The 24,640-nt window shown below is 72.1% G+C and carries 30 protein-coding genes; 15 read left to right on the top strand and 15 right to left on the bottom strand.

The features are described 5' to 3' along the window. Positions 1 to 67: 67 nt before the first annotated feature. The 8 genes from ABZS37_RS16570 (at position 68) to ABZS37_RS16535 (ending at position 7,328) form a co-directional block, all read left to right on the top strand. Positions 68 to 841 carry a lysophospholipid acyltransferase family protein gene (locus ABZS37_RS16570; protein WP_355169757.1) on the top strand — a complete coding sequence of 258 codons (774 nt, stop codon included), beginning with the start codon at positions 68 to 70 and terminating at the stop codon, positions 839 to 841. A gap of 81 nt (positions 842 to 922) precedes the next feature. Next, the gene (locus tag ABZS37_RS16565) at positions 923 to 1,507 is read left to right on the top strand and encodes a TetR/AcrR family transcriptional regulator (protein ID WP_355169755.1); all 585 of its coding nucleotides are present in this window, start codon (positions 923 to 925) and stop codon (positions 1,505 to 1,507) included. A 156-nt stretch (positions 1,508 to 1,663) separates the two neighbouring features. Continuing rightward, the gene (locus tag ABZS37_RS16560; protein ID WP_355169753.1) at positions 1,664 to 1,969 is read left to right on the top strand and encodes a DUF6403 family protein; all 306 of its coding nucleotides are present in this window, start codon (positions 1,664 to 1,666) and stop codon (positions 1,967 to 1,969) included. Further along, positions 1,966 to 3,321 (top strand): hypothetical protein, encoded by a 1,356-nt coding sequence (locus ABZS37_RS16555; RefSeq protein WP_355169751.1) that lies wholly within the window; start codon positions 1,966 to 1,968, stop codon positions 3,319 to 3,321. Before ABZS37_RS16560 ends, ABZS37_RS16555 begins: the two co-directional genes overlap by 4 nt. After that, on the top strand, positions 3,318 to 4,301 hold the full coding sequence (locus tag ABZS37_RS16550) for a hypothetical protein (protein WP_355169749.1): 984 nt from the start codon (positions 3,318 to 3,320) through the stop codon (positions 4,299 to 4,301). The genes ABZS37_RS16555 and ABZS37_RS16550 overlap by 4 nt, the downstream gene beginning before the upstream one ends. A gap of 80 nt (positions 4,302 to 4,381) precedes the next feature. Next, positions 4,382 to 5,149 (top strand): glycerophosphodiester phosphodiesterase, encoded by a 768-nt coding sequence (locus ABZS37_RS16545; protein WP_355169747.1) that lies wholly within the window; start codon positions 4,382 to 4,384, stop codon positions 5,147 to 5,149. Positions 5,150 to 5,166: 17 nt separating this feature from the next. Then, complete coding sequence (locus ABZS37_RS16540; RefSeq protein ID WP_355169745.1) at positions 5,167 to 6,558, top strand: MFS transporter; 1,392 nt, start codon at positions 5,167 to 5,169, stop codon at positions 6,556 to 6,558. An 89-nt stretch (positions 6,559 to 6,647) separates the two neighbouring features. Further along, the gene (locus ABZS37_RS16535) at positions 6,648 to 7,328 is read left to right on the top strand and encodes a thymidine kinase (RefSeq protein WP_355169945.1); all 681 of its coding nucleotides are present in this window, start codon (positions 6,648 to 6,650) and stop codon (positions 7,326 to 7,328) included. A gap of 33 nt (positions 7,329 to 7,361) precedes the next feature. Here the strand turns inward: ABZS37_RS16535 and ABZS37_RS16530 are convergent, their stop codons facing one another. Then, positions 7,362 to 7,820, bottom strand: coding sequence for a hypothetical protein (locus ABZS37_RS16530; protein WP_355169743.1), 459 nt, complete (start codon positions 7,818 to 7,820; stop codon positions 7,362 to 7,364). 146 nt (positions 7,821 to 7,966) lie between these two features. On the opposite strand from ABZS37_RS16530, the gene ABZS37_RS16525 reads away from it, so the two are divergent. Together ABZS37_RS16525 and ABZS37_RS16520 are read left to right on the top strand one after the other, a co-directional pair. Beyond that, complete coding sequence (locus ABZS37_RS16525) at positions 7,967 to 9,670, top strand: acyl-CoA dehydrogenase family protein (protein ID WP_355169741.1); 1,704 nt, start codon at positions 7,967 to 7,969, stop codon at positions 9,668 to 9,670. Between the two features lie 63 nt (positions 9,671 to 9,733). After that, the gene (locus ABZS37_RS16520; protein ID WP_355169739.1) at positions 9,734 to 10,105 is read left to right on the top strand and encodes a VOC family protein; all 372 of its coding nucleotides are present in this window, start codon (positions 9,734 to 9,736) and stop codon (positions 10,103 to 10,105) included. Between the two features lie 69 nt (positions 10,106 to 10,174). Here the strand turns inward: ABZS37_RS16520 and ABZS37_RS16515 are convergent, their stop codons facing one another. Next, complete coding sequence (locus ABZS37_RS16515) at positions 10,175 to 11,170, bottom strand: tyrosine-type recombinase/integrase (protein WP_355169737.1); 996 nt, start codon at positions 11,168 to 11,170, stop codon at positions 10,175 to 10,177. 61 nt (positions 11,171 to 11,231) lie between these two features. Here ABZS37_RS16515 and ABZS37_RS16510 point away from each other — a divergent pair, with 61 nt between their 5' ends. Further along, positions 11,232 to 12,335: a YafY family protein gene (locus tag ABZS37_RS16510; protein ID WP_355169735.1), complete on the top strand. Its 1,104-nt coding sequence runs from the start codon at positions 11,232 to 11,234 to the stop codon at positions 12,333 to 12,335. On the opposite strand, the gene ABZS37_RS16505 is transcribed toward ABZS37_RS16510, so the two are convergent. The 5 genes from ABZS37_RS16505 to ABZS37_RS16485 all read right to left on the bottom strand — a co-directional run bounded on the left by ABZS37_RS16505 (position 12,325) and on the right by ABZS37_RS16485 (position 14,996). After that, positions 12,325 to 12,750 carry an Hsp20/alpha crystallin family protein gene (locus ABZS37_RS16505; protein WP_354996405.1) on the bottom strand — a complete coding sequence of 142 codons (426 nt, stop codon included), beginning with the start codon at positions 12,748 to 12,750 and terminating at the stop codon, positions 12,325 to 12,327. The genes ABZS37_RS16510 and ABZS37_RS16505 overlap by 11 nt on opposite strands. A gap of 103 nt (positions 12,751 to 12,853) precedes the next feature. After that, a complete protein-coding gene (locus ABZS37_RS16500; protein ID WP_355169733.1) occupies positions 12,854 to 13,348 on the bottom strand; it encodes a GNAT family N-acetyltransferase in 495 nt (164 codons plus the stop codon). An 85-nt stretch (positions 13,349 to 13,433) separates the two neighbouring features. After that, complete coding sequence (locus ABZS37_RS16495) at positions 13,434 to 13,859, bottom strand: DUF6069 family protein (protein WP_355169731.1); 426 nt, start codon at positions 13,857 to 13,859, stop codon at positions 13,434 to 13,436. A 75-nt stretch (positions 13,860 to 13,934) separates the two neighbouring features. Continuing rightward, the gene (locus ABZS37_RS16490; RefSeq protein WP_355169729.1) at positions 13,935 to 14,411 is read right to left on the bottom strand and encodes a MarR family winged helix-turn-helix transcriptional regulator; all 477 of its coding nucleotides are present in this window, start codon (positions 14,409 to 14,411) and stop codon (positions 13,935 to 13,937) included. 9 nt (positions 14,412 to 14,420) lie between these two features. Continuing rightward, positions 14,421 to 14,996 (bottom strand): MarR family transcriptional regulator, encoded by a 576-nt coding sequence (locus ABZS37_RS16485; protein ID WP_355169727.1) that lies wholly within the window; start codon positions 14,994 to 14,996, stop codon positions 14,421 to 14,423. A gap of 66 nt (positions 14,997 to 15,062) precedes the next feature. Between ABZS37_RS16485 and ABZS37_RS16480 the strand changes: the two genes are divergently transcribed. Continuing rightward, positions 15,063 to 16,295 carry an MFS transporter gene (locus ABZS37_RS16480; protein WP_355169725.1) on the top strand — a complete coding sequence of 411 codons (1,233 nt, stop codon included), beginning with the start codon at positions 15,063 to 15,065 and terminating at the stop codon, positions 16,293 to 16,295. 131 nt (positions 16,296 to 16,426) lie between these two features. Here the strand turns inward: ABZS37_RS16480 and ABZS37_RS16475 are convergent, their stop codons facing one another. Both ABZS37_RS16475 and ABZS37_RS16470 read right to left on the bottom strand, forming a co-directional pair. Next, positions 16,427 to 16,618, bottom strand: coding sequence for a DUF397 domain-containing protein (locus ABZS37_RS16475; protein WP_355169723.1), 192 nt, complete (start codon positions 16,616 to 16,618; stop codon positions 16,427 to 16,429). Then, positions 16,609 to 17,376 (bottom strand): DUF5753 domain-containing protein, encoded by a 768-nt coding sequence (locus ABZS37_RS16470; RefSeq protein WP_355169721.1) that lies wholly within the window; start codon positions 17,374 to 17,376, stop codon positions 16,609 to 16,611. Before ABZS37_RS16470 ends, ABZS37_RS16475 begins: the two co-directional genes overlap by 10 nt. A gap of 155 nt (positions 17,377 to 17,531) precedes the next feature. Between ABZS37_RS16470 and ABZS37_RS16465 the strand changes: the two genes are divergently transcribed. Next, the gene (locus ABZS37_RS16465; protein WP_355169719.1) at positions 17,532 to 17,828 is read left to right on the top strand and encodes a hypothetical protein; all 297 of its coding nucleotides are present in this window, start codon (positions 17,532 to 17,534) and stop codon (positions 17,826 to 17,828) included. Further along, positions 17,828 to 18,073 carry a flavin reductase gene (locus ABZS37_RS16460; protein WP_354996395.1) on the top strand — a complete coding sequence of 82 codons (246 nt, stop codon included), beginning with the start codon at positions 17,828 to 17,830 and terminating at the stop codon, positions 18,071 to 18,073. Before ABZS37_RS16465 ends, ABZS37_RS16460 begins: the two co-directional genes overlap by 1 nt. 138 nt (positions 18,074 to 18,211) lie before the next feature. Here the strand turns inward: ABZS37_RS16460 and ABZS37_RS16455 are convergent, their stop codons facing one another. From ABZS37_RS16455 to ABZS37_RS16445, 3 genes are read right to left on the bottom strand one after another with little or no spacing between them, the layout of a single operon-like run. After that, positions 18,212 to 18,610 (bottom strand): GNAT family protein, encoded by a 399-nt coding sequence (locus ABZS37_RS16455; RefSeq protein WP_355169717.1) that lies wholly within the window; start codon positions 18,608 to 18,610, stop codon positions 18,212 to 18,214. A gap of 24 nt (positions 18,611 to 18,634) precedes the next feature. Beyond that, the gene (locus ABZS37_RS16450) at positions 18,635 to 19,141 is read right to left on the bottom strand and encodes a DinB family protein (RefSeq protein WP_355169715.1); all 507 of its coding nucleotides are present in this window, start codon (positions 19,139 to 19,141) and stop codon (positions 18,635 to 18,637) included. Then, entirely contained in the window at positions 19,138 to 20,175 is a 1,038-nt protein-coding gene (locus ABZS37_RS16445; protein ID WP_355169713.1) for an aldo/keto reductase, read from the bottom strand. The genes ABZS37_RS16450 and ABZS37_RS16445 overlap by 4 nt, the downstream gene beginning before the upstream one ends. A 109-nt stretch (positions 20,176 to 20,284) precedes the next feature. On the opposite strand from ABZS37_RS16445, the gene ABZS37_RS16440 reads away from it, so the two are divergent. Continuing rightward, positions 20,285 to 21,838 (top strand): glycosyltransferase family 39 protein, encoded by a 1,554-nt coding sequence (locus tag ABZS37_RS16440; protein ID WP_355169711.1) that lies wholly within the window; start codon positions 20,285 to 20,287, stop codon positions 21,836 to 21,838. Here the strand turns inward: ABZS37_RS16440 and ABZS37_RS16435 are convergent. The 3 genes from ABZS37_RS16435 to ABZS37_RS16425 all read right to left on the bottom strand — a co-directional run bounded on the left by ABZS37_RS16435 (position 21,835) and on the right by ABZS37_RS16425 (position 24,638). Further along, positions 21,835 to 22,479: a GNAT family N-acetyltransferase gene (locus tag ABZS37_RS16435; protein WP_355169709.1), complete on the bottom strand. Its 645-nt coding sequence runs from the start codon at positions 22,477 to 22,479 to the stop codon at positions 21,835 to 21,837. The two genes, ABZS37_RS16440 and ABZS37_RS16435, sit on opposite strands and share 4 nt — an antisense overlap. 238 nt (positions 22,480 to 22,717) lie before the next feature. Beyond that, positions 22,718 to 23,413: a cell division protein DivIVA gene (locus ABZS37_RS16430; protein WP_355169707.1), complete on the bottom strand. Its 696-nt coding sequence runs from the start codon at positions 23,411 to 23,413 to the stop codon at positions 22,718 to 22,720. A 43-nt stretch (positions 23,414 to 23,456) separates the two neighbouring features. Next, entirely contained in the window at positions 23,457 to 24,638 is a 1,182-nt protein-coding gene (locus tag ABZS37_RS16425; RefSeq protein ID WP_355169704.1) for a globin domain-containing protein, read from the bottom strand. Positions 24,639 to 24,640 lie beyond the last annotated feature (2 nt).

Below are 24,640 nucleotides of genomic sequence, written 5' to 3'. Positions count from 1 at the left end.
CCGGGCCGCGGGCAACCGGGCCACCCGCCCCCGCGGCCCCGCCGTTACGTGCGACGATGGCGCGCTGATGGACACCGCGCACTCCCCCTGGCAACCGCCGCTGATCTGGCGCGCAGCCCTGCTGCTGGCCCGGGCCCTGGTCGGCCTGCTGGCCCGCATCGAGGTCACCGGTGACGTCCCGGCGCACCTGCGCCGCGGACCGCTGGTGCTGGCCGCCAACCACATCAGCCCGTTCGACCCGGTGGTGATGGTCGCCGCCTGCCAGACCCGCGGCATCGCCCCTCGGATCATGGCGACCGCCGGGCTGTTTCGCGCCCCGGTGGTCGGCGCCGCCATGCGCCACGCCGGGCACATCCGTGTCGACCGGGGCACCAGCGCCGTACACCGGGCACTCGACGACGCCGCCAGCGCTGTCGCCCGCGGGTCGGTGATCCTCATCTACCCCGAGGGGCGCATCGGCCTGGACGCCGGCATGTGGCCCGAGCGCGGCAAGACCGGCGCCGCCCGACTGGCCCTGACCTGCGGCGCCCCGGTCATCCCGGTCGCCCATTGGGGAGCCCACGAGGTGCTGCCCTACCGGGCGCCCCGGGGAATGCTGCGCGGCGTCGTCCGGGCGATGTGGCGCCGGCCGGTGATCCGCGTGCACTTCGGCGAACCCGTCGACCTGGGTGAGGTGAGCGCCACCAGCCCCGGCGCCGCCCGCCGGGCCACCGACAGGATCATCGACGCGCTCACCGACGCCCTCGGCCCGCTGCGCCCCGACGAACCCGACGCGCCCCGGCACGTCGACCCCGGCCGCCCGAGCGACCCGAGCCGCGCCCATCGCCGCCGGCCGGGCTGAGCCGAGCGGCGTCGTCGCAGCCCCATGCTCCAGCGCCCGACGAACTGGGCGGTTGTCGGAAAATTGTCTAAGATGTCTACTGTGAACAGTACGGACATGCTGCACGAGAACCCGAAGCGCGCCGCCGTCCTCGCGGGGGCGGTCGGTGTGTTCGGGCGTTACGGATTCCAGAAGACGTCGATGGAGGCGGTCGCCAGGGTGGCCGGCATTTCCCGACCGGGCCTGTACCTGATGTTCCCCAACAAGGAGCAGTTGTACCGCGCCACCATGCAGAGCATCATGGAGCGCGCCCAGCGGGCCATGGAGGCGTGCCTCGCCGATCAGTCGCTGAGCTTCGGCGAGCAGATCGTGGCGGGGCTCGATGCGCTGATGGGCCCGTACATCGACACCCCGGTGGCCCGCGACCTCAACGACCTGCTGGAGAACAGCGGGTCCCAGCTGGGCTCGATGCTCCACGACTACCAGGAGCGGGCTCGGGCGACGCTGAGCGCCCACATCGCCACGTTCGCCCCACCCGGCCTGCTCGAGGCTGAGCTGACCGCGGACGACGTGATGGAGCTGCTCTTCTCCGCCGCACTGACCTGGAAGTCGACCTCGTCCACCAGGGACCAGTTTCGTGAGCGGATCTACCGGAGCCTCCGACTGATCCACCGCCCCACGAGCTGACCCGCCGCACAGCGAGCGGCTCCGGCGAGCGCCCGTGCCGCAACCGCAGGGACTCCTTCGCGCCCATTCGACAGCATCAGTCAGACTCGGTCGTACCCTGCGGCTGCCCGACGGCGATCGAGCAGCCCCGTACCCCTCGTCCGATGGTTGGAGCGCATGTCCCACACCCTCCTCGTCTGGTTGGTCGGCGGCATCCTGCTCGTGGGCGCGGGGCTCGCGACGACCCTGATCCCCGCACGGCGGGCACGGGATCGGGAGCGGCGGACCGCCTGGTCCGCCGCCCGCGCGGCCATCGACACCGCGACCGTCAGCCGGGACGCGGCGACGAGCACGGTGCCGGCAGCCGAGCAGTTGCTGGCCCGCGCCGAGTCGATCGCCGCCGCGCGGGGCGGGGCGACCGCCGCGCGGACGGCGGCGCAACACGCCCAGCAGGCCGACCAGTTGTGGCGAGGGCACCGGTGACGACCCGCCGACCGCACCTCTACGGGCTGCTGCGCTGGGTACTCCTCGGCAGCGCCGTGGTCGTCCTGCTGGTCTTCCTGCACGCCCAGCAGCAACACGGCGCCGACGTCAGCTACGGGCGGTCGCCGGTCGACTCGACGACGGTCGAGAAGGGCCCGGCCCAGAGGGTGGGCGACACGAGCGTGCCGTCGGTGGACGAGATGACCGCGCTGGTGGCCGCCAGTCCCGTGGTGCGGCTGCCCGGTTCGATCGCGCGTTGGAACGAGCAGCGGGTCCGCGAGGCAGCCGGCGACCACCCCGTGCGCATACTGGTCGCGCCGCCCTGGCTCGACGAGGACGAACAACGTCGGGTACGGGAGGTGCAGAACGCCACCATCATGGTGATCGGCACCGACGTGGTCGGCGAGGCCTACCGTGCCGTACCCGACGACCTGCCCGGCTGGCGCGCGCAGTTCGCCACCGCCGACGTGACGGGCCCGCTGGTGACACTGATCGCCGCGCTGCGGGACGTGCCCGCCCCGGCCGACCACGAGGAGCTGCGGTGGCGCGAGCCGAGCGATCGGGAGTTGGCCGTCGTCGCCGCCGACCTGCGGACCAGAGGCCTGCACGCCGCGGCCGGAACGACCCTCACCGGCGTGCCCGACAAGGCCGCGAAGACCGCGTTCCCGGACGGTGCCCGGTACGTGGCGCTTCCCGCGCAACCGTTCGGCGAACCCCTGCCCCGGTACGGGCCGGCCCTGACCCAACTGTTCCCGGGCAGCCCGATCATCGTGATGTACGGCCTCTGGATCGAATACCACGGCCCGGCGGCGGACTTCGCGGAGGTGGCCGGGGCGAGCTTCTACGGTCACTTCGCCGACCGGGTCAGCGAGTACGACTATTCCCAGGACAAGGTGCTGACGGCCTACCTGAACCGGGTCACCGACATCCGCTACGCGGGGCTGTTCGACCGTCCGCTGCCGTACCGGCCGATCGACCCGCTGCGGGTGGCGCTGCCCGCGCTGCCGTGGCTCTTCGCGGGCTGCGTGGCGACGTTCCTGGCCCTCTCGGTCCGATCGCTACGCCGGCCGGACGGCGTGGGGATCCGGTGGGGCGGCGCGCCGGCCCGGCTGGCCGGTCTCACCGCGCTCGCCGTCGAGATGTCCCTACTGACTGACGCCCGCAGCAATCCGGCGCTGACCCGGGGCATCGTCAAGCTCCAGGCGGCCCGTGCCGCGTTGGACGAAGATCTGCCGGACCGCCACGTGCGTTCGTTGCTGAACGAGGCGGCCGACGAACTGGACGACGGCGCCCGGACGGTGGGGCTCGTCAGCTACCGCCCGGAGTTCTATCTGCAGGGCAGGTTGTCGTGAAACAGTCCGTCCGACGACGGCTCGGTGACCTGATCGGCACGCCCTTCGGCGTCGCCGTCCTGGCCTGCCTCGTGCTGGCCGGCTGGGCGCTGTGGACCGGCGGGGTGCTCGACGGTCCGGCCGCCCGCCAGGTCCGCACCTCCTCCGTCTACGCGGCGCCGGGCGTCGACCTGGACCGGGCCGCGGCCGAACGGATCATCGGCAACCGCAGGCTGGTCGTGCTGCTGCTGGAGCCGGGCGCCGACCTCAGGAAGGGTTGCCGTCAGGTCACGCGCGCCGCCGACGGGAACGTCGTGCTGGTGATGAGCCGCGACGGCGATGACTACGACACGTGGGGGTGCGCGCTGCTGCCCGGGCGCGACGACGAGAACTTCGGCCGGGCCGCCGTGGCCGAGATGATCATCAGCCGGGGCATCGACACCTTCGCCGACCGCCCGCTGGAGGCGCTGAAGGTCGTCACCGTCAACTACGACCTGCTGGTGAAAGCCGGCACCGTTCCCGACGGCGCGCGCACGATCAGCCCGTCGCTGCCCCGCTACCTGCTCGCGACGGCGGCCCTCCTGGCCATCGTCGTCGGCTCGACCACGCTCTACGTCGGAGGTCGCCGGGCAGGCCGGCTCGCGGACGCCCGGCGGCACCGCCGCGACGAGAACGCCGACGGCCGCAGCGCGCTGAGCGCCGCCACCGCCGTGCTCGCCCAGCAGATCATCGACCTCGACCAGCGGTACGCGGCGACCCGACGCCGAGGCCGCGGCAGCGCCGCCGAGAAGGCGTTCGGCAGGGAGTACCTGGCACTGACCTCGGACTACGCCGAACTGCTCGACCGCGTCGCGACCCTGGACGCGGGCGACGACGCGGCCGTACGCCGGCTCGTCGACCACGTTGACGGGTTGAACCGGCGGGCGCTGCAGACGTCCCGTACCGTTCCGCAGCTGGTGCAGGTTGGCGCCACTGATCGAAAAGGTCCGCGGCGGCGCTGAGCGGGTCGGCGGCGCCGCCCACGGGCAGCATTCGCCGGTAGGTCACCCGCGGTCCACCGGCGGTGGGCATACTGCGTCGCGTGCTGACCCGACCCGGCTACCTCGACGCGCCCGCGCCGCTGGCGTTCGCGCACCGTGGCGGCGCCGCCGAGGGCGACGAGAACACCACCGAGGCGTTCGCCCGCGCCATCGGGCTGGGCTACCGGTACGTGGAGACCGACGTGCACGCCACGGCGGACGGCGTGGCGGTGATCTTCCACGACCCGACGTTGCGCCGGGTCACCGGTGAGGCGGCGCGCATCGCCGACCTGAGCTGGGCCGACCTCGCCTCGGTACGCGTCGGCGGCGCTGCCGTCGTACCCCGGCTCGATGAGGTGTTGGGAGCCTGGCCGCAGGTCCGCTTCAACATCGACGTGAAGGCCGACGGCGGCGTCGAGCCTACGGTCGCGGCCGTGACCCGGGCCGGCGCCGCCGACCGGGTGCTGCTCGCCTCGTTCAGCGACGCCCGCCTGACCCGGCTGCGCGCCCTCACCGAGGGGCGGGTCGCCACCAGCCTCGGCATGCGCGGGGTCGCGCGGCTGCGGCTCGCCTCCCTGCACGGGCGCCCGCTGCGGCTGCCCCCGTCGGTGGTCGCCGCGCAGGTGCCGCCGTACTACCGGCGGGTGCCGGTGGTGGACCGCCGGTTCCTCGACTACTGCCACCGGATCGGCCTGCAGGTGCACGTCTGGACGATCGACGAACCCGCCCAGATGCACGACTTACTGGATCGTGGTGTGGATGGCATCATGACCGATCACGTCGGCCTGCTGCGCGACGTCTACCGCAGCCGCGGCCACTGGGCCGCCTGACCATCGAAGGACCCCCGATGGCCGAAACCGTGACCCCCACGGTGGACGACACCCCGCCACCGGCGAGCACTCGCCGCGAGCGCCGCGGCTGGTACATCTACGACTGGGCCAACTCCGCGTTCCAGAGCACGGTGATCACCGTGTTCCTCGGCCCGTTCCTGACCACCGTCGCCGAGTTGGCCGCCGGTTGTGAGCTGGGCGCGGACACCTGCGACGGTTTCGTGTACCCGCTGGGCATCAAGGTCGCCGCCGGGTCGTACTACCCGTACCTGATTTCGCTGTCGGTGTTCCTCACCGTGTTCGTGCTGCCGGTCATCGGGGCGATCGCCGACCGGTCGGCGCACAAGAAGCGGCTGCTCGGTGGCGCCGCGTTCACCGGTGCCGGCGCGACCATCCTGATGGCCTTCGTCACCGGCGACCGCTACCTGCTCGGCGGGGCGCTCTTCCTGGTCGCCAACATCTCCTTCGGCGCCGCGATCGTGGTCTACAACTCGTTCCTGCCGCAGCTCGGCGGGCCCGACGAACGCGACGGCATCTCCAGCCGAGGCTGGGCGCTGGGCTACCTGGGTGGCGGCGTGCTGCTGGCGCTCAACCTCGCCGCGATCACGTTGTTCGACAACGGCGACGACCCGCAACGCACCCTCGACCTGGCCCGCTGGTCGATCGTGTCCGCCGGGGTGTGGTGGGCGCTGTTCACGCTGGTGCCGCTGCGCTGGTTGCGCGAGCGCCCCAGCGTCGCGGCCCTGACCGGTGGCGGCAACCTGCTCACCGACGGGTTCCGGCAGCTCGGCCACACCATCCGGGAGATCAAGAAGTACCCACTGACGCTGTACTTCCTACTGGCCTTCCTCGTCTTCAACGACGGCATCCAGACCGTCATCACCCTGTCCAGCCAGTACGGCACCGAGGAGCTGCGGCTGGAGCAGAGCACTCTGATCGTCACGATCCTGCTGGTGCAGTTCCTCGCCTTCGGTGGCGCGTTGAGCCTGGGGGCGCTGGCCGCGCGCATCGGCGCCTGGAAGACCGTGCTGATCAGCCTGGTGCTCTGGACCGGTGTGATCATCGGCGCGTTCCGGCTGCCCGCCGAGGCGCCGGTGCCGTTCATGGTCCTCGGCGCGGCCATCGGCCTGGTCCTCGGCGGCACCCAGGCGCTGAGCCGGTCGCTGTTCAGCCAGCTCATCCCGGCCGGGAAGGAAGGCGAGTACTACGGCTTCTACGAGATCAGCGACAAGGGCACCAGTTGGCTCGGCCCGCTCACCTTCGGCCTGGTGTTCCAGCTCACCTCCTCCTACCGGGTGGGCCTGGTCTCACTGCTGATCTTCTTCGTGGTCGGTTTCCTGCTCCTCGCCGCCGTGCCGATCCGCCGTGCCATCGTCGCCGCGGGCAACACGCCGCCCCGGGTGCTCTGAGCACGCATCCCGTACCCAAGAGATCAGGGTTGGTCGATGGGCTAGGCTGCCCGACCGTGACTGACGACGCCGCCATCTCCCCGACCTGCCTGGCCCACCCGCACCACGGCGAGGCCGGGTGCGCGGCTGCGCGCGGACTCGACGGGCGTCCGCTGCACGCGGCGGCGTTGAAGTTCTTCTGGGGGCCGATGGACTGCGGCAAGTCCACGATGGCGCTGCAGATGAACTACAACCACGCCCGGCAGGGCCGTCGTGGGCTGGTCACCACCCGCATCGACCGGTCGCTGGGCCCGCAGGTCACCACCCGCATCGGGCTCGCGCACGAGGCCATCGAGGTCACCGACGACCTGGACCTGCGGGCCCTGGTCCGCGGCCGATGGGCCGACGGGGTACGCGTCGACTACCTGATCTGCGACGAGGCCTGCTTCTACACCGTCGATCACGTCGAGCAGATGGCCGAGCTGGTCGACAGCTACGACGTGGACGTGTTCGCGTTCGGCCTCGCCACCGACTTCCGGTCCTGCCTGTTCCCCGCCACCCAACGACTGTTCGAGCTGGCCGACGAGGTGGCCCGCATCCAGGTCGAGGTGCTGTGCTGGTGTGGCCGGGAAGGGCTGCTCAACGCCCGAGTCGTCGACGGGCGGGTGGTCCGCGAGGGCGCGCAGGTCGTCATCGGCGACACGGTCGACACCGCCGACGTGCGCTACCAGGTGCTCTGCCGCCGGCACTACCGCAGCGGCGACCTCGGCCCGGTGACCACCGACCGCTGAGCGTCGACGCGGCGGCCTTCCGTGACCGGCACCTCAGAAGGGGTCACCGCAGACCCGCCAGTCCCCGTCCTCACGGATCACCGGCAGGCGACGTTCCTCGCTGAGCCCGCCGTCGCGGGTCACCTTCACGGTCACCGTGCCCTGCGGGCGTCCGCCACGGGTGGCCACCGACACGTCGGTGATCTCGTAGTCGGTCACCATCGGCGGAGTACGCACCCAACTCGTGAAGCCGATCGCGCTCCACCGGCTGCGCGCGTCCTCGCAGAGCCGCTCGTAGGCCTTGTCGCTGTCGCCGAGGGCCACCTCGCTCAGGAACCCGTCAGCGGTCTCCCGGATCGGGCCGGTGGCCTGACGGACGGTCTGCAGATTCCAGGCGCCCAGCCCGGCCGCCCCGATGCAGCACAGCGCCACGCCGAACCCGACGAAGGCCAGCCCGGTGCGCATCGGGCGGTTGCGCCGGGCCGGTCGGCTCCATGGCTGGCCGGCACCCACGACTACCGACCGTAGAGAACGCGATCGCACCGGAGCACGACAAATCGGAAACTGGGTGCGCCCGGTGGGCGAGTGTGCCCTGTTCGGACCGGCCACGGATCGTCTACCGTCGGCGCACACCCCCGAGCAGTGCCAGGAGTCGATCGATGAACCGCTTCGTGCAGCCGATACCACCCCCCGCCGACCCGTACGCCAGTGACGCTCTGCTGCGGTCCTGGCTGGAGCGTCACCTCGGCCCGGCCGGGCACGCCGCCGCGAAGGGCCGCCTCGCCGACCTGGCCGCCGACGTCACCGGGCCGCTGCGCGCGGCGCACGCCGACGCCGAGGCGCACCCGCCGACGCTGGTCCGCTACGACGCGTGGGGTGCCCGGATCGACCGGATCGACACCTCCGCCGGTTGGCAGGCGCAGCGCGCCGCCGCCGCCCGACACGCCGTGGTCGCGCTGCCCTACCTGCCGGACGCGCGCGGCACCTGGGGCGCCGCCGCGCGGGTCGTGCAGCACGCCCTGCTGCACCTGTACGGGCCGGAGTCGGCGACGTTCTCCTGCCCGGTGGCGATGGCCGACGGGGCGGCGGCGCTGCTCAGCTCGCCCGATGCGGACGCCGGGGTCCGCGACGCGTGGCTGCCCCGGCTGATCTCCACGGATCCGGCCACGGCGATCACCAGCGGGCAGTGGATGACCGAGTCGCAGGGCGGCTCCGACCTCGGCCGATCGAGCACGGTCGGCCGACCCGCGGCGGATGGTTCGTGGCGGCTGACCGGGGAGAAGTGGTTCTGCTCGGCTGCGGACGCGGCGATGGCGGTGGCGCTGGCCCGACCGGAGGGCGCCGGGCGCGGCAGTCGGGTGCTCGCACCGTTCCTGGTCCCCCGGTACGCGGCCGACTCGCCGTTGGCCGTCGGGGCCGCGGCAGACGCGCCGGCTCCGGGCGTGACCGTGCACCGGCTCAAGGACAAGCTCGGCACCCGGGCCCTGCCCACCGCCGAGATCGGCCTGCACGACGCGTACGCCGTACCGCTGGGCGACCCGGCGGTGCCCGGCCTGGTGCGGGCGATGACCCTGGTCGTGGTGACCCGGGTGCACAACGCCGCTGCGGCGGCCGGCGGGATGCGACGCGGTCTCGCCTACGCCCGGGCGTACGCCGACGTGCGGCACGTCGCCGGCGGCGCGTTGGCGTCCTCACCGCTGCACCGGGCCACCCTGGGCACCCTCGCGGTCGACGCGGCGGGCGCGTTCGCCCTGGCCGGGCATGCGTTCGCCCTGCTCGGACGGGTCGAGGTCGGCGCCGACCCGGAGGCCGCGGCGGAGCTGCGCATCGTGGCGCCGCTGGCGAAGCTGGCCACCGGCCGGCTCGCCGTCAGCTCGGCCAGCGAGTACGTGGAGAGCTTCGGCGGGGCCGGCTACGTGGAGGACACCGGCGTGCCCCGGCTCCTGCGCGACGCCCAGGTGCTGCCGATCTGGGAAGGCACCACCAACGTGCTGGCCCTGGACGTGCTGCGCGCGCTCACCCGGGAGGACGCCGGTGTCCCGCTGCTGAGCCGGCTCGCCGCCGCCGTCGACCTGGCTCGGCCGCTGTCGCCGGTGCTCGCCGACACCCTGGCCGCCGCCGCGGCGCAGTTGGGCGACACCATCGCCTCGGTGACTGTCGACCCGGGGGCGCCGACGGTGCTCGCAGGCGCCCGTGGCCTGGCGCTACGCCTGGCGTACGCGCTGACCACCGCGTTGCTCGTCGAGCACGCCGCGTGGGGTGACGAGCAGGCCGAGCTGGCCGCCCGGCTGTGGGCGCGGCGCTGGTTGCGGCGCGAGGACATCGCCGAGGACGCCCACCACCACCTGGACCTGCTTTGCTGACCGAGCGAGAAACACCGACGTACCTGACAGTGGTTGGCAGGTACGTGGGGGCAGACTGCCAGCATGACGACAACCGCTGACCTCGCCATGGTCAACCTGGACAGCTCCGACCCGGCCGCGCACGCCGCGTTCTACCACCGGGCGTTGGGCTGGGAGATCACCCACAGTGCCGCCGAGTACGCCATGATCAGCGGCGGCGGCGTGTCGATCGGCTTCGGGCTGGTGGAGGGTTACCGGCCGCCGACCTGGCCGGACCCGGCTGGCGGTAAGCGCTACCACCTCGACCTCTACGTCGATGACCTGGCCGGCGCGGAGAAGGAGTTCGTCGAGGCCGGTGCCTCGAAGCCGGAGTTCCAGCCCGGTGGCGAAGGGTGGGTGGTGCTCATCGACCCGATCGGGCAGCCGTTCTGCATCTGCCCCCGTCCACAGGGCTGAGGCTCCCCCGCCACGCGCCGGCCGGGTGCTGGGCGGCGGGTCAGCGCAGCGGGCCACGGGGTACGACGCTCAGCCGCGCCGGCGGGACCGGGCCGCCCACACCGCGTACGCCGGGTCGCGGTCGAGGTTGTGCCGGTCCCGGTCGTAGCGGCGGGTGGTCCGCGGGTCGGCGTGCCCCATCGCATCCTGCACGTCCTCGAGCGGGACGCCCTCCGATCGGGCGGTGGTGGCGAACGCATGCCTCAGCGAGTGCGGGGACAGCCTCGCCCAGGCCGGGATGCCGGCCGCCCGGGCCAGCCGGCGGACCAGCCGGAACACCGAGTGTCGGTCCAGCCGAGCACCGCTGGCGGTGACCAGCAGCGGCCCGGTCAGCTGCGGCACCGGCACGCCGGTGGCGGCGGCCCGCTGGGCCAGGTAGGCGTCCACGGCGTACCCGGTGCCCGGGGTGAGGGCACGTCGGCGTGGCTTGCCGCCCTTGCCGATGAAGCGCACGCTGCGGTGCCCGCGTTCGGTGCCCAGGTCCGCCAGGTCCAGTGAGACCAACTCGCCGACCCGCAGGCCCAGGTCAGCCAGGAGCGCGATCGCGGCCCGGTTGCGGACAGCCGTCGGGCCGGTGTCCGCGTCGGCGGCGCTCAGCAACGCGTCCACCTCCTCCGGGGCGAGGCCGACCGTGGCGGAGTGGTCCCGGTCGACGCGGGGCCGGTCCGCGCCGGCGACCGGGTTGGCCGGCACCGCGCCGAGCTTGACGAGGAAGTCGTACCAGCTGGACAGCGCGGAGAGCCGCCGTGCCACGGTCGCCGGGGTTAGCGGTCGGCCGCTGCGGGCGCCGAGGGTGGACTCCAGCGCCCGGGCGTACTCGTTGACGTGCAGGAAGGTGGCGCGCAGCGGGTCCTGCTCGCGGCCGGCGCACCAGGTGAGCCAGCCGGTGATGTCACGCCGGTACGCGTCGCGGGTGTGCTCGGACAGCCGGCGGTTGCGTAGCCAGGCCTCGGTGACGTCGACCGGCCCACCCGGCAGGGCCGGTCGGGCGGCGGGGCGGGCGAGCGCCGGAGCGTCGGAGGACATGTGAAAAAGGTTCTCAGCTCCGGATGGGAAGATCCTGAAGGCGCGCCGAGGGATGCGGCCGGTGTCGGGGTACGCCGTGCCGGCTACCGTCGGGCGGGTGCGCGCCAGTCGGTTGGTCTCCCTGCTGCTGCTTCTGCAGACCCGGGGGCGGATGACCGCGCCAGAGTTGGCCGAGGCCCTGGAGGTGTCGGTCCGGACGGTGTACCGGGACGTCGAGTCGCTGGGCGCCGCCGGGGTGCCGGTGTACGCCGAGCGCGGCCCCGCAGGCGGATACCGACTGCTCGACGGCTACCGCACCCGGCTGACGGGGCTGACCGCCGGCGAGGCCGAGGCGCTGTTCCTGGCCGGGGTGCCGGGCCCGGCCGCCGAGTTGGGCCTGGGGTCGGTGCTGGCCACCGCCGAGCTGAAGTTGCAGGCGGCGCTGCCGGCGGACCTCACCGGCCGGGGCGGGCGGGTCCGGCAGCGGTTCCACCTGGACGCGCCGAGCTGGTTCCGTGAGCCTGAGCCCACGCCGCACCTGGCCGCCCTGGCCGACGCGGTGTGGGAGGACCGCCGGGTCCGGGTGCACTACCGGCGGTGGCAGGCACCCCGGGAGGTGACCCGCACCCTCGACCCGCTCGGCGTGGTCCTCAAGGCCGGCCGGTGGTATCTGGTCGCCGCGGCGGACGGGCAGGTACGCACCTACCGGGTGAGCGCCATCCTGGAGATGACGGTGCTGGCTGAGCAGGTCGAACGGCCGACCGGGTTCGACCTGGCGGCCTGCTGGCGGGAGCACGCCGAGCGCTACGAGAGCAGCGTCTACCGCGCCGAGGCCCGGGTACGGATGACCGCGGCGGCGCTGGCCCAGACCGTGCACCTCTTCCCACCGGCGATGAGTCGGGCGGCACGCGAGGCCGCCGGCGCACCCGACGCCGACGGCTGGCTGCTCACCACCGTGCCGATCGAGTCCATCCGGCACGGTCACGTCGAGCTGCTCAAACTCGGCGCGCAGGTGCAGGTGCTCGCCCCTGCTGAGCTGCGGGAACGGCTCGCCGAAACCGCCCACGCGCTCGCCGCGCTCTATCCACTGGACGGCGCCGGCCGCGCGGAAGAGCCGACGGAGACCTCCGATGCTCGGGGCGGACCGGGCGCGGCTGGCCCGCCCCGAGCACCGGTCAGGCGTTGATCTGCCGGCGGCCGTCGCCGTTGGCGTTGATGGCCACCCGGCGGGGCTTGGCGCGCTCGGCGACCGGGATGCGCAGCGTCAGCACCCCGTTCTCGTAGCCCGCCTCCAGCTTGTCGGTGTCCAGGGTGTCGCCCAGGAACAGTCGCCGGGTGAACGTGCCCATCGGGCGTTCGGCGGCGACGAGTTCGACGCCCTCACCTGCGAGCCGGCGCCGCTCAGCCCGGACGGTGAGCACGTTGCGCTCGACGGTGCAGTCGATGGTGTCCGGGTCGACGCCGGGCAGATCGAACGCCGCGTAGAAGTGGTCCCCGTCGCGGTAGGCGTCCAGGTGCATCATCGCGGGACGGGCCGCCGTACCGAAGAACTGCTCGGCGAGCCGGTCGATCTCGCGGAACGGGTCGGTACGCATCAACATGGGTGTGCCTCCTCGGTTCTCCTGGCCGAAGGTGATGAGTTGAGCCGGGGCGACTCAACTTCCTCGTCTTTTTTAACGCGGCTGGCGGCAGGCGTCAACCCCCTCAGCGAAGCCTCTTCTCGAACCAGTGCTCGGCGTACGGGCCCCGCGAGTACGCCGGGATCTCGACGTAGCCGTGCCGTGCGTACAGGGCGCGGGCCTCGACCAGGTCGGCGCGGGTGTCCAGCCGGATCCGGTCCGCCCCGGCCGCCCGGGCCTGCTGCTCGACGGCGGCGAGCAGCGCGGCGCCCCCACCGGCGCCGCGATGCTCACCGCGGATGAACACCCTGGTCAGCTCGGCCCAGTCCGGGCACCACCGCAGCCCGGCGCAGCCGGCCAGGTCGGTGCCGTGGTGGGCGATCAGCAGCAGGCCGCTCGGGTACGTCAGGTCGTCGCTGGGTAACTCGGCCAACGCCTCGTCGACCTCACCGGGCCGGGCCGGGCGGCGGTGGTAGCGGACCACCATCTCGGTCATGTACTCGCGCAGCAGCTGCACCGCGTCCGGCTGATCGGGACGGACGGCGGTGGTCATCCAGTCGGGTCGGACGGTCGTGGTCACCTGTCGATCATCAGGGCCCGGTCAACGGCTTTATCCGCCGTCCACGGGCCGCCGTCCCCGGGCGGGTGCCGGCGGCCCGCGGACGCTACCGGCGGCGGGCCGGCAGCAGGGCGATCAGCGCGACCGCCACGGCCACGTGCATGGCGCCGAGTGCGACTCGTGCGCCGGCGGTGGCCTCGATGCCGAACAGCGGGCCGAAGGAGAGCACTGTCACCAGGATGGCCAGCGAGATCCAGACAAGGCGGGCAACCCGCGGCACGAACCGCTCCAGCAGCGCCAGCGCCGCCCAGCCCAGCAGGGCGGCGCCGAGGGTGATCCCGATGATCTGGCCTGGCCCGATGACCACCGCGGGTTGCCCCGGACTCTCGATGGTGTAGTCGACTCCAGCCACCTCGCCGATCCCCCAGATGGCCAGGCAGGCCAGGACGGCGGCGGCGACGCCGAGGGCGCGGCGACGCAGGGACGAGGTGGCGGTGGTGGGGGTGACGGTTGGTTCGACGGTCGCACTCATGACGGCTCCTCGGTCGGGGGCACGAACAAGTGCGACCGTAGCAGATAGTCCCGATCAAGACTATCTGCTACGGAACTAACATCCGGAGCGGCCGCCGGGCGCGTACGGGGAGGTGTTGGCCAGCGGGCCGCCCACCAGCGCGAGGAGAGCGCGCAGGAACACCTCCCGGTCCTGCTCAGGCAGCGTCGCGAGCAGATCGGCCTGGATGCGGCGCACGACATCCTGCGCCCTTTCCAGAACCTGCTCCCCCGCTGGCGTCACCGCCACCAGGCGAGCCCGCCGATCCGTCGGCGCGGGGCGACGCTCGGCCAACCCGGCCCGCTCCAACTGGTCGAGCGTGACGACCATCGTGGTCTTGTCCACGCCGCACCGTTCGCCGATCTCCCGCTGGGTCAGATCCCCGGTGCGGGCCTGCGCCAGCACGTAGTGCGCCCGGGGCGAGATGCCCAGCTCGGCCAGCCCCGCGGCGTGCTCGGTCTGCAGCGCGTGACTCGCCCAGGAGAGCAGGAACAACAGGTCCGGTGGGCCGTCGGCGGGCGTGCAGGAGGTCATGCGCCGAGGCTAGCAAGATGCTCTGCGACCAGACGGTTCGCGGAGCGGACGATCAGGGCCGCTGGTAGCTGCCGGCCTGCCTGTCGCCTTGGCCGGTTGCTCGGCGACGAGCAGGACCCGACGCAGCAGGTCGGAGAGCAGTCGGCGCTCCGACGGGGTGAGCGCGCCGAGCAGCCGGTGCTCCTCGGCGCCCCGAATGTCCATCGCCCCGTGCCACGCGGCCCGGCCCGCGTCGGTGAGCTCCACGTCCACCCGCCGCCGGTCGACAGTGGACGGGGTCCGTCGCACGAAGCCGCGCTCGACCAGGTTGTCGACTCGCGCGGTGATCGAGGCCGGTGCCATCGCCAGATCCGCGGCGAGTTCCGAGGGCGCGGCCCGTCCCTGCCTGCCGGCGAGCGCGTGCAGCGTGTCGTATTCGTGCGCCGGCAGGTCGAAGTCCGCGAGGACCCGTTCCTTCACGGTGCGCAGGTGCCGGGTCACCACGCCCATCCGGGTCACGGCGCCTTCGACGTCGGCGTCGAGGTCGGGTAGGACGGGCAGCCAGCGCTCGACGTGCTGGTCGACGGAGTCGTGGGCGGCGGTCACCAACGAAGCCTATCGCGGGCGAAATATTCGTTGACGAAATATTCGACGTCGAAGTACGTTGCGGTGGTGACCAACCCCCTGCGCGTCAGCTCCTTCCGGCTGCTGTTCCTGGGCCGTACCGTCTCCTCGATCGGTGACGCCGTGGTGCCCGCCGCGCTGGCCCTGGCCGTGCTGCGGGCCACCGGTTCCACCAGCGCGCTCGCGGTCGTCCTCGCCGCGGCCATGGTTCCCCGGCTGCTCCTGCTGCCCCTCGGTGGCGTCGTCGCCGACCGGTTCGACGCCCGGCGGGTCGCCCTGGTGGCCGACCTGGTCCGCTGCGCGACCCAGCTCGCGGTCGGCGTGGAACTGCTCGGCGGCGACCCGTCGCTGACCACCATCGTGGTGGCCTCGGCGCTCGGCGGCACCGCCTCGGCGTTCGCCATGCCGACCGCCTCCCCGCTGGTCGCCGGCACCGTCGAACCGGCCGCCCGGCAGCGGGCCAACGCCCTGATGGGGATCACCGCCAACACCAGCCGGCTCGCCGGCCCGGCACTGGCCGGCCTGCTGATCTGGGCCGCCGGCCCCGGTTGGGCGTTCATCATCGACAGCGCGTCGTTCGCGCTCAGCGCCGCGCTGCTCGCGCTCGTCCGGGTCCGACACGTGCCGGTACCCCGCCGTTCCGTCCTCGCCGACCTACGGCACGGCTTCGGCGAGGTACGCGCGCGCGACTGGTTCTGGACCAGCCTGATCGGGCACGGCGTGTGGAACGGCGCCGCCGCCGTCCTGATGACCCTCGGGCCGGCCATCGCCATCGACCGCCTCGGCGGCGAGGCCACCTGGGTGCTGCTGCTGCAGGCCGGCGCGATCGGCATGCTCACCGGCTCGCTGCTGGCCGGCCGGGTCCGGCTCCACCGGCCGGTGCTGCTGGCCAACCTCGGGCTGGCCAGCTACGCCGCGCCCCTCCTGCTGCTCGCCGTCGCCGCGCCCGCCCCGGCGGTGATCGTCGCCTACGGGGTAGCGCTGACCGCCCTCGGTTATCTCAACCCGGTCTGGGAAACCGTCGTGCAGCATCAGTTCCCGCCCGAGGTCCTGGCACGGGTCACGTCGTACGACTGGCTGGTGTCACTGGGCGCCATGCCGCTGGGCTACGCGCTGGCGCCACTGGCCGCCGACGCGTTCGGCGCTCCCGTACCGCTGGCGATCGCCGGGCTGCTGGTCCTGGCCGCCTGCGCCGGCACCGCGCTCATCCCCGGCGTACGCCGGCTCACCTGGCCGGCGGCCCCACAACCGCAACCGGCCGAGCCCGCTGGCGTCCGCTGATCAGTTCGCGCCGTCGGTGCGCAGCCGCGCGGCGACCAGCAGGCTTCGGTGGCAGCGCCTCAGACGGCAGAGCCCAGCCCAGGCAAAAGGCTCCCGACCAACGCCGAGAGCCTCCGTGCGATGTGGACCGGTCAGCCAGCGGCGCGCGTCATCGCGACGAAGCCACGCCACGACGCCGGGCTGAAGGTGAGCGTTCCGCCGTCGCGATCTTTCGTGTCACGAACGAGGACCACGCCCGGGAGGTTGTCGGCAACCTCGACACAGTCACCGCCGTTGCCGCCGCTCTTCGTGCTCTTACGCCATCGCGCACCGGTCATGTCCATGATGCTGCCGCTTCTCTGAGAAGTTCCAAGGAACGCCCTCGGGGCAGTGCCTCTCCGCGAATACGCTCCCACCGTCGTTCCAGGCTAACAAGGTCTGACGCTTGGTCGAGGATCTGAGCTTGTGCCGGGCCGTCGACGTGCGCGACCCGCGACCCGTCCGGCATGTCCGCGATGGTGAATGGCCCGTCGAGCCCGGGATAGCTGGGTGCGTCCGCCGGGACGATGTGGAGCTGGGCGCTGCCCATCTCGGCGTACCCCAGCAGACCCGCGAGTTGTACCGCCATCAAGGCGCGGTCGTCGCCGACGCGCCGCCTGAGCACCCCCTCGTCCAGGACGGCGATCAGCAAGGGTCCGTTTTCACGGCTGAGAATCGCCTGCCGGCTGATGCGCGCCTCGGCGAATTCAGTGACCGCTTCCGGCTTCAGCACGCCACCGGCCAGGGTCGCCCGCGCGTACGCCTCCGTCTGCAGCAGCCCGGGTACCCACGCCAGTTGAAACGACCGCAGCGTCACCGCCTCGCGTTCGATGTCGACCCACGGCCGGAACCACACAGGTTCGCGGCGACGGACGACGTCCGGCCAAAGAGCGTCCGTGTCTTTTGCCAACAGCTCTGCGACGGTCGAACGGTGGCGGCTCTGCGGAATGTGCCCCGGGTTTGCCCACCTGGCGACGGTCTTCGGGTGCACGCCAATCTGACCTGCCAGGCTTTCGGCGGTGTGACCCGCTGCGGCTAGCGCCGCGACAAAGGCGTGATTCATGCCGTCCCTCCCCTGGAGCAAACCAACTGCCCGAAGGAGATTAAACAACGCTGTGTGATTGTCCAGCAACCCCGGGCAAGGTGCTCTGTAGACGCTTCTCAACACCAGCCAGGGGGAACGGTGCAAGACGGAGAAGACAAGCCGGAGCTGCGGGGATGACCGGCGGCGCCCTCAGGGCAGGGGACGTGGTCCTCCTGACCACCGCCGCGAGCGTTCAATTCATGAAACCGATCTTCGTCAGGGTCATCCGCGAATTGCCCGACCGATACACCTACGACGGTTGGCTCTGGCTCGACGCCTACGAGCTGGGCCCGAAGGGCGAAGCGATCGCACGGCGTGAGTTGTTCGTCATGCGTGCGGGCGTGCAGATGCGGGTTCAGTCCCCTCGCCGCGCCAATGAGACCCGCTTGCCCTCATCGATCCAGCGATCCGATCCAGTGGGAGTCGTCTGATGCCCGAGCGACCCAGGCACTCGCCAGTGCGGCCGTCATGGCGCTGCCCGGTCTGCGGCATCCTGTGGCCGTGTTCGGCCGCGAAGCTGCGTCTCCTCGGCGAGTACCGCGAGGATCGGCCGGGCCTGTTGATTCACCTGGCAAAGGCTCAGGAGGCAGCCGAAGCCGATCTCGCCAAGCTCAACCCGGACGTTGCGCTTCCCGACCTGACCCCGCGTTTCGTCGGCTGGGCTGAAGCCCGCTGAGCCACCCGATTCTGTAGGTTCCCCGTCGAGCTCAACCGGCGCGACGCGGAGCGTCGGAGTGATGTCCGTCCGGATGCCGGGAACGAACAGCCACGCCGCCCGCTTGGCGCTGACGAGCGCGGTGAACGCCGGCCGCGCCTACCTCGGCGACACGGAGTCCGTCGCCAGCAGTGCGTGCAGGTGCATGTCGTGCCAGCCGTCGGCGTGGCGAACCGACCCGCGCAGCACACCCTCGGCCCTGAAGCCGGCCCGCGTCGCCACCCGGCACGACGCCGTGTTGGCGGTCGAGTGCTCCAGGGCGAGACGATGCAACGGCCAGCGGTCGACCCACTGCGCTGTCCATTCCCGTGCCTCGTCGTCGTCGAGGCGGCGGACGTGCCACCGTTGGATCGCCGGGCAGTCGAAGGCGACCCGTACGGCCGGGGCGTCCTCGTCGCACCACGGCCGCAACGCCAGCCCGGGGCGTACCGGAAGGTGGGGTTGCTCTTGGGCGCCGAGGCTCCCGGCGGACAGGGCAGGCGCGACGAGCAGCGGCATGGGTCCATTATCGGGGCGGCGGCCTCACTCGCCGGTCGGGCCGCCGGCGATCTCGGTGACCACGTCGAGGTGGCCGAGGTGGCGGGCGTACTCCTGGACCAGGTGGAACAGCACCCGCTCCAGCGACGCCGGGTCCGCGCCTTCCCAACGCGGGCCCGGCGCACCGATCTCCGCCAGGTCGTGCGCCGTCACCACCGCCGTGGTGTGCGCGCCCTGCGCCTGCAGCGCCGCCACCAGGTCCGCGCGGGTCTCGTCGGGGGCGACGTACCAGCGGTCGTCGCGGCGGTCGCCCCACGGCTCGGCGACATTCCGCCCCTGGAAACCCCACTCGATCCAGCGCAGCTCGACGTGGCGTAGGTGCTTGAGCAACTCCAGCGGAGTCCACCCCGACGGCAGCCGGCTGCGCCGCAGCTCCGGCTCGGCCAACGCCGACACCTTGGCCACCGTCGACTCACGGAAGTAGTCCAGGTAGCGAAGGAAGACCTCGGTGCGGCTGCCGGCGGGAGCGGTGGGCTCCGGGAAGACGGTCATTGTCCGGAAGCGTCCGGCAGGTCGCGGGCGCGTTGCCGCACACCCGCTACGCCGTACGGGTAGTCACCCACGAGTGGGGCGCTCGCCTCGTCCAACAACCGCATCTGCTCGGCGTCGAGGACCAGGTCGGCGGCGGTCAGGTTGTCGTCGAGCTGCTCGGTGGTGCGCGCACCGAGGATCACCGAGGTGACCGCCGGTCGGGCCGCCAGCCAGGCCAGCGAGACCGCCGACATGGACACGCCGTGTTCCCCGGCGACGCGGCGGACCGCGTCGAGCACCCGCCAGGTGCGCTCTTCGGCGTTGCGACCCGCGTACGCTTCGACGCCACGCTGCGGGTTCTCGCCGAGCCGGGTCGCGCCGGTGGGCATGCTGTCGCGCTGATACTTACCGGTCAGCCAGCCGCCACCCAATGGTGACCACGGCAGGATGCCGATGCCCTCGTTCTCGCAGACCGGCACCAGCTCGAACTCGATCTCCCGCGCCAGCAGGTTGTACTGCGGTTGCAGGGTCACGATCGGGGTGAGGTTGAGGTGCTGGGTGAGCAGGGCCGCCTTCTGCAACTGCCAACCGGTGAAGTTGCTGACCCCCGCATAGCGGATCTTGCCGGCGCTCACCGCGTCGTCGAAGAACCGCAGCGTCTCCGGCAGTGGGGTCAGCGGGTCCCAGGCGTGCGCCTGATACAGGTCGACGGCCTCGACGCCGAGGCGCCGCAGGCTGGCGTCCAGTGCGCGGGTGAGGTGCACCCGGGACAGGCCGGCGTCGTTCGCCCCCGGGCCCATCGGGAACCGCCCCTTGGTGGCGATCACCAGGCGGTCTCGCAGGTCGGGCCGCGTCCGCAGCCAACGCCCGACGATGTCCTCCGAGACGCCGGCGGAGTAGACGTCGGCCGTGTCGATGAAGGTGCCGCCGGCCTCGACGAACCGGTCCAGTTGGGCGAAGCTGCCGGCCTCGTCGGTCTCCGCGCCGAAGGTCATCGTGCCCAGACACAGGGTCGAGACCACGGTGCCGGTGGCGCCCAGAGTGCGATAGCGCATGTTGTCCTTCCGTCCGAGTGACAAAGCTGATCTTCGCACCTGGTCAGACCGCCTGCACCCAGAGGCCTCCGGGCACCCACGCGGCGGCTTCACAGGCCATGATGAGCGGGTGAGCGAGCCCGCGATCGACATCGACCGACCTCACCAGATGGGCCAGGCGTCATCGCCGGCCCAACCACCCGAGCCTGGTCCGCGCGCGCTCGGGCCGTGGCTGGTGGCCGCGGCGACCAGCGCGACGCTGCTGCTGCTCGCCGGCCGTTACGGCTATCACCGCGACGAGCTGTACTTCCTGCTCGCCGGCCGGCACCTGGACTGGGGCTACGTCGATCAGGGCCCGCTGGTCCCGGCGCTGGCCCGGCTGTTGGACACGATCGCGCCGGGCAACCTGGTGGTGCTGCGGACGCCGTCGGCACTGCTGGCCGGCGGCGCGGTGCTGCTGGTCGCCGCCATCTCCCGGGAGTGGGGCGCCGGTCGGGCCGGGCAGACCTTCGCGGCGGTGCTCGCCGCGTTGTCCGGCATCGTGCTCGCCGGCGGGCACCTGCTCAGCACCACCACCGTCGACCTGCTGGTCTGGCTGGCCGCGGCGTGGTGTGCGGTGCGGTTGCTGCGCACCGGTGACAGCCGCTGGGCGCTCGGCATCGGGCTGGCGCTCGGCGTGGGAATGTTCAGCAAGGTGCTGCCCGCGCTGCTGGCCGTGGGTCTGATCGCCGGAGTGCTCATCGCCGGGCCGCGGCGGCTGCTGCGTGACAGGTGGGTGCTCGCCGCCGCCGGGATCGCCGCGCTGCTGGCCGCGCCGAACCTGATCTGGCAGGCCGTGCACGGGTTCCCGCAGCTCGGTGTGGCAGCCTCCATCGCCGACGGCGACAGCTCCTACAGTGGACGCCTCGACGCGTTCATCCTCCAGTTCGTCATCATCAGCCCGTACGCCGTACCGATCTGGATCGCCGGCCTCGTCGCGCTGCTGCGCCGACCGGCGTGGCGGGCGTACCGGGCGGTGGGTTGGGCCTGGTTGGTCGTGGTCGGCATCGTGCTGATCGCCGGCGGCAAGGGTTACTACGACGCGCCGCTGCTGCTGGTCCTCACCGCCGCCGGCGCGGTGGTGACCGTCGCGTGGGCCTCGCGCGGGTCTGTCCGGTTGCGGCGAGGGCTGCTCGCGCTGGGCGCGGTGCCGTTCCTGCTGCCCACCGTCGTGCTGCTGCTGCCGGTGCTGCCGGCCGACCGGTTGCCCGGGTTCGTGGTCGACGTCAACTACGACGCCGGCGAGACCATCGGCTGGCCGGCGTTCGCCGACTCGATCGCCGCCGTCCATCGTGGCCTGCCGCCCGAGGAGCGCTCACGGGCGGTCATCCTCACCGGTAACTATGGCGAGGCCGGTGCGGTGGCTCGCTACGGCCCGGACCGTGGTCTTCCCCGCGCGTACTCCGGGCACAACAGCATGGTCGACTTCGGCCGGCCACCGGCCGACGCGGACGTGGTGATCGTCGTCGGCTGGGAACGTCCCGACCCGCTGAACGCCTGGTTCAACGAGTGCACGCTCGCCGGGCGGGTGGACCAGCGGGTCGAGGTGGACAACGACGAGAACGGCGGCCCGATCTACGTGTGCCGGGGGCTGCGGCGTCCGTGGGCGCAGATCTGGGACACCGAGGTACGCCACACGGGCTAACTCTCGCCGGTGAGCCAGGTGCGTACCGCGGGCAGTGCCTCGGGGCCGGAGTTGGCGTCGACGTCGCGGGCGAGATCCGCATTCGCGGCCCGGGACCGCCATTCGTGGGCCAGGGCCGCGAAGACGAGCTGGTCAGCCCACTCCCCCTTGAACAGGTAACTCTCGACATGGTGCGCCTCCTGACGCATGCCGAGCCGGGCCATCAGACGGGCGGACGCCTCATTCCGAGCGTGGCACCGACCGTAGATCCGGTGCAGCCCAAACTCGGTGAACCCCCAGTCCAACAAGGCCGTGGCGGCTTCCGTAGCCAAGCCGCGACCGCCGTGGTCGGGGTGGAAGACGTACCCGAGTTCGGCCGTACGGTCGAGCTGACTGCGCCACACCAACTCCACGGTCCCGATCACCCCGGCGTCGCCGGCCACGGCCAACGTCAGGCAGTCACCCTCCGCGCGTAGGGCGTCCTCGCCAGCCATGGCCACCACCGACGCCCGCGACTGCTCCCGGGTACGCGGCTCGGCACCGAGCATCCAGCGGACGACGTCCGGCCGGCGTTGATACGCGTGCACGTCGTCGAGGTCGTCCACGGTGAACGGACGCAAGGTGAGCCGGGCGGTGCGGATCGGGTAGGTCGGCTGGAACATCAGGCGATCATAGGGAGTACGACCAGGTTGTGCAGAACGTTCCGGCGACGGTTCGTCGGCAGCACCCGGTGGTCCCCAGCTGTGGTGCCGGGTCCGCCGTCGGCGGTGGGCGGGGTGTTGCCGAAGGAGTAGAGGGTCCTGCTCGTCCGATGACGAACACCGCCTGACCTTCCGACCATGCCACCGCCGCCAGTACCGCGCGGGTGGGACCCATGCTCAGCGGACCCCACCCGCGCGGTCACCGCTGCTGGTGCCTCGGCAACACCGACTGCCCCGCCGTGCCGCCCACGAAGGGCGCCCCCGGCGTCTCCGCCGCGATCCGGTCCATCGTGCGGGCCAACTGCTCACTGCCGTCATCGAGATGCCGCGCCGCCGCCTGCATGTGCGACACCATCATCTCGCCGAAGATCCGCAACGCCTCCCGGGTGGCCACCGTGTCGTCGAAGCTCGGCCCAGCCGCGCTGCGGTACTCCGTCACCGCCCGCTCCGCCGCCTGCTTCGCCTCCGCCTCGGCCGCCTGCATGTAGCTCTCGTACTGCATCCGGGCGTACTCGGCGACCCGCCGCGCGTAGTCGTGCGCCTGCGCGATGATCTGCTCGGCCTCCCGTTGCGCCGCGGACAGCAGGTTCACCTCCCGCGCCGCGGGAGCCTTCGCCGCCGCCCCCGTGCTCGGTATGACCCCGTGCCGGTGCAGCTCCACCCGGTCGGTCAGCCGCTCGTTCTCCGCCCGCAGAGTCGCGACCTGTGTCATCAGCAGGTCCAACTCGTCGGCGACCTGCACCCGGAACCGATCCACGTCGGCGTTGTCGTAGCCACGCCGGGCGAACGACGCGACACCGAACTCCCACCGACGGACCCGGTCGGCGGTCATCCGCACCTGCACACCGCCGGAAACCTGCATCCCGTCGTACCGACTGATCGGAGTCGCACTCACCTGTGCCCGCCTCCGTTCGCGACTGCCGGGCTCGCAAGCTCACTCACCTGTGCCCACCTCCGGAAATGTCACCGGCGGTCGACTGCTGCACCGCCGTACGCCAGGCCGGGCCGTACCACTGCTCACCCGGGCCCTCGTGGTGCAATTGACCCGCGTGGAAACCCGCCTGGACCAACGTCTGCACCGCGTACGAGACCATCTCGTCCGACCCGCACACGAACACGTGCCGGGAACGCCAGTCACCGTCGGCCAACGCCCGGTCGACCGCGTGCGCGAACTCCCCCGGCCGGTTCACGTCGGCACCCACCACGTAGGTCACCGTCAACCACGGGTACGAAGACGCCAACTTGTCGATCGCGTCGCTGTCGTAGAGCTCACTGCGGGAACGAGCACCCACGTAGAGGTCGACCCGTCGGCGGGAACCCTCCGCGGCCACCTGCTCCACCAACGCCTTCACCGGCGCCCAGCCGGTACCGGCGGTCAGCAACAACAGATCGCTGGAACCCGCCGACCACAACCCCAGCCGGTCCCCCACAGGCGCGGCCAGGTGGATCCGATCGCCCACCGCCGACCCGTACACCAGACGTGACGACACCGCCCCACCCGGGGCGGCACGCACATGCAACTCCAAGGTGCCATCCGCGCGGGGTGCGTTCGCCGGCGAGTAGTACCGCCACGACCGCACCGACGGATGCGACACCCCGACCGACTGACCCGGGGTGAACGGCAACAGGTACTGCGGACGCACCGTCAACACCGCCACGTCGAACGTCCGCCGCTCGTGCGCGACGATCTCCGCCACCCACCACGGCGGGTTCACCGCCTCGGCGGCCTGCGCGGCCTCCGTCATCACCTGGGCGACCAACCCGTACGCGGCCGCCCAGTCCTGAGCCAACTCGTCGGTCCACTGCTCTCCGAGGAAATGCTGCAGCGTCGCCAACAGCGCCTCACCGACCGCCGGGTAGTGCTCCGCGCGTACCGCGAACTTGCGGTGGTCCGCACCGAGATCCTGCAGAAAGCCCACCAATCCGTCCACCCGGTCCACGTTGGACACGATGTGCCCCAACGCGGTGACGAGGCGGTCCCGCTGCCCGGCCATGTTCGTGGGGAACATCTGCCGCGTCTCGGGGTGAGCGAGGAACAACGTCGAATAGAAGTAGAGCGGCACCTGGTCACCGTGGCCGGCGACCAGAGACCAGCTCTGCTTGAGCCGGGCCGCGTCCACGC

The sequence above is a fragment of the Micromonospora sp. NPDC005413 genome (genome assembly GCF_040606435.1).
Classification (GTDB): Bacteria; Actinomycetota; Actinomycetes; order Mycobacteriales; family Micromonosporaceae; genus Micromonospora.
The sequence above is the reverse complement of the archived record's forward strand: the minus strand, read 5'-3'. Positions and strand labels throughout refer to the sequence as shown.

Coding starts and splice junctions, on each gene's coding strand:
- ABZS37_RS16540 (WP_355169745.1), top strand. CDS start 5,167: ATGGCCGAAACCGTGACCCCCACGGTGGACGACACCCCGCCACCGGCG.
- ABZS37_RS16465 (WP_355169719.1), top strand. CDS start 17,532: ATGACCGGCGGCGCCCTCAGGGCAGGGGACGTGGTCCTCCTGACCACC.
- ABZS37_RS16470 (WP_355169721.1), bottom strand. CDS start 17,376: ATGAATCACGCCTTTGTCGCGGCGCTAGCCGCAGCGGGTCACACCGCC.
- ABZS37_RS16570 (WP_355169757.1), top strand. CDS start 68: ATGGACACCGCGCACTCCCCCTGGCAACCGCCGCTGATCTGGCGCGCA.
- ABZS37_RS16445 (WP_355169713.1), bottom strand. CDS start 20,175: ATGCGCTATCGCACTCTGGGCGCCACCGGCACCGTGGTCTCGACCCTG.
- ABZS37_RS16495 (WP_355169731.1), bottom strand. CDS start 13,859: ATGAGTGCGACCGTCGAACCAACCGTCACCCCCACCACCGCCACCTCG.
- ABZS37_RS16505 (WP_354996405.1), bottom strand. CDS start 12,750: ATGTTGATGCGTACCGACCCGTTCCGCGAGATCGACCGGCTCGCCGAG.
- ABZS37_RS16515 (WP_355169737.1), bottom strand. CDS start 11,170: ATGTCCTCCGACGCTCCGGCGCTCGCCCGCCCCGCCGCCCGACCGGCC.
- ABZS37_RS16455 (WP_355169717.1), bottom strand. CDS start 18,610: ATGCCGCTGCTCGTCGCGCCTGCCCTGTCCGCCGGGAGCCTCGGCGCC.
- ABZS37_RS16435 (WP_355169709.1), bottom strand. CDS start 22,479: ATGTTCCAGCCGACCTACCCGATCCGCACCGCCCGGCTCACCTTGCGT.
- ABZS37_RS16525 (WP_355169741.1), top strand. CDS start 7,967: ATGAACCGCTTCGTGCAGCCGATACCACCCCCCGCCGACCCGTACGCC.
- ABZS37_RS16490 (WP_355169729.1), bottom strand. CDS start 14,411: ATGACCTCCTGCACGCCCGCCGACGGCCCACCGGACCTGTTGTTCCTG.
- ABZS37_RS16520 (WP_355169739.1), top strand. CDS start 9,734: ATGACGACAACCGCTGACCTCGCCATGGTCAACCTGGACAGCTCCGAC.
- ABZS37_RS16460 (WP_354996395.1), top strand. CDS start 17,828: ATGCCCGAGCGACCCAGGCACTCGCCAGTGCGGCCGTCATGGCGCTGC.
- ABZS37_RS16475 (WP_355169723.1), bottom strand. CDS start 16,618: ATGGACATGACCGGTGCGCGATGGCGTAAGAGCACGAAGAGCGGCGGC.
- ABZS37_RS16560 (WP_355169753.1), top strand. CDS start 1,664: ATGTCCCACACCCTCCTCGTCTGGTTGGTCGGCGGCATCCTGCTCGTG.
- ABZS37_RS16450 (WP_355169715.1), bottom strand. CDS start 19,141: ATGACCGTCTTCCCGGAGCCCACCGCTCCCGCCGGCAGCCGCACCGAG.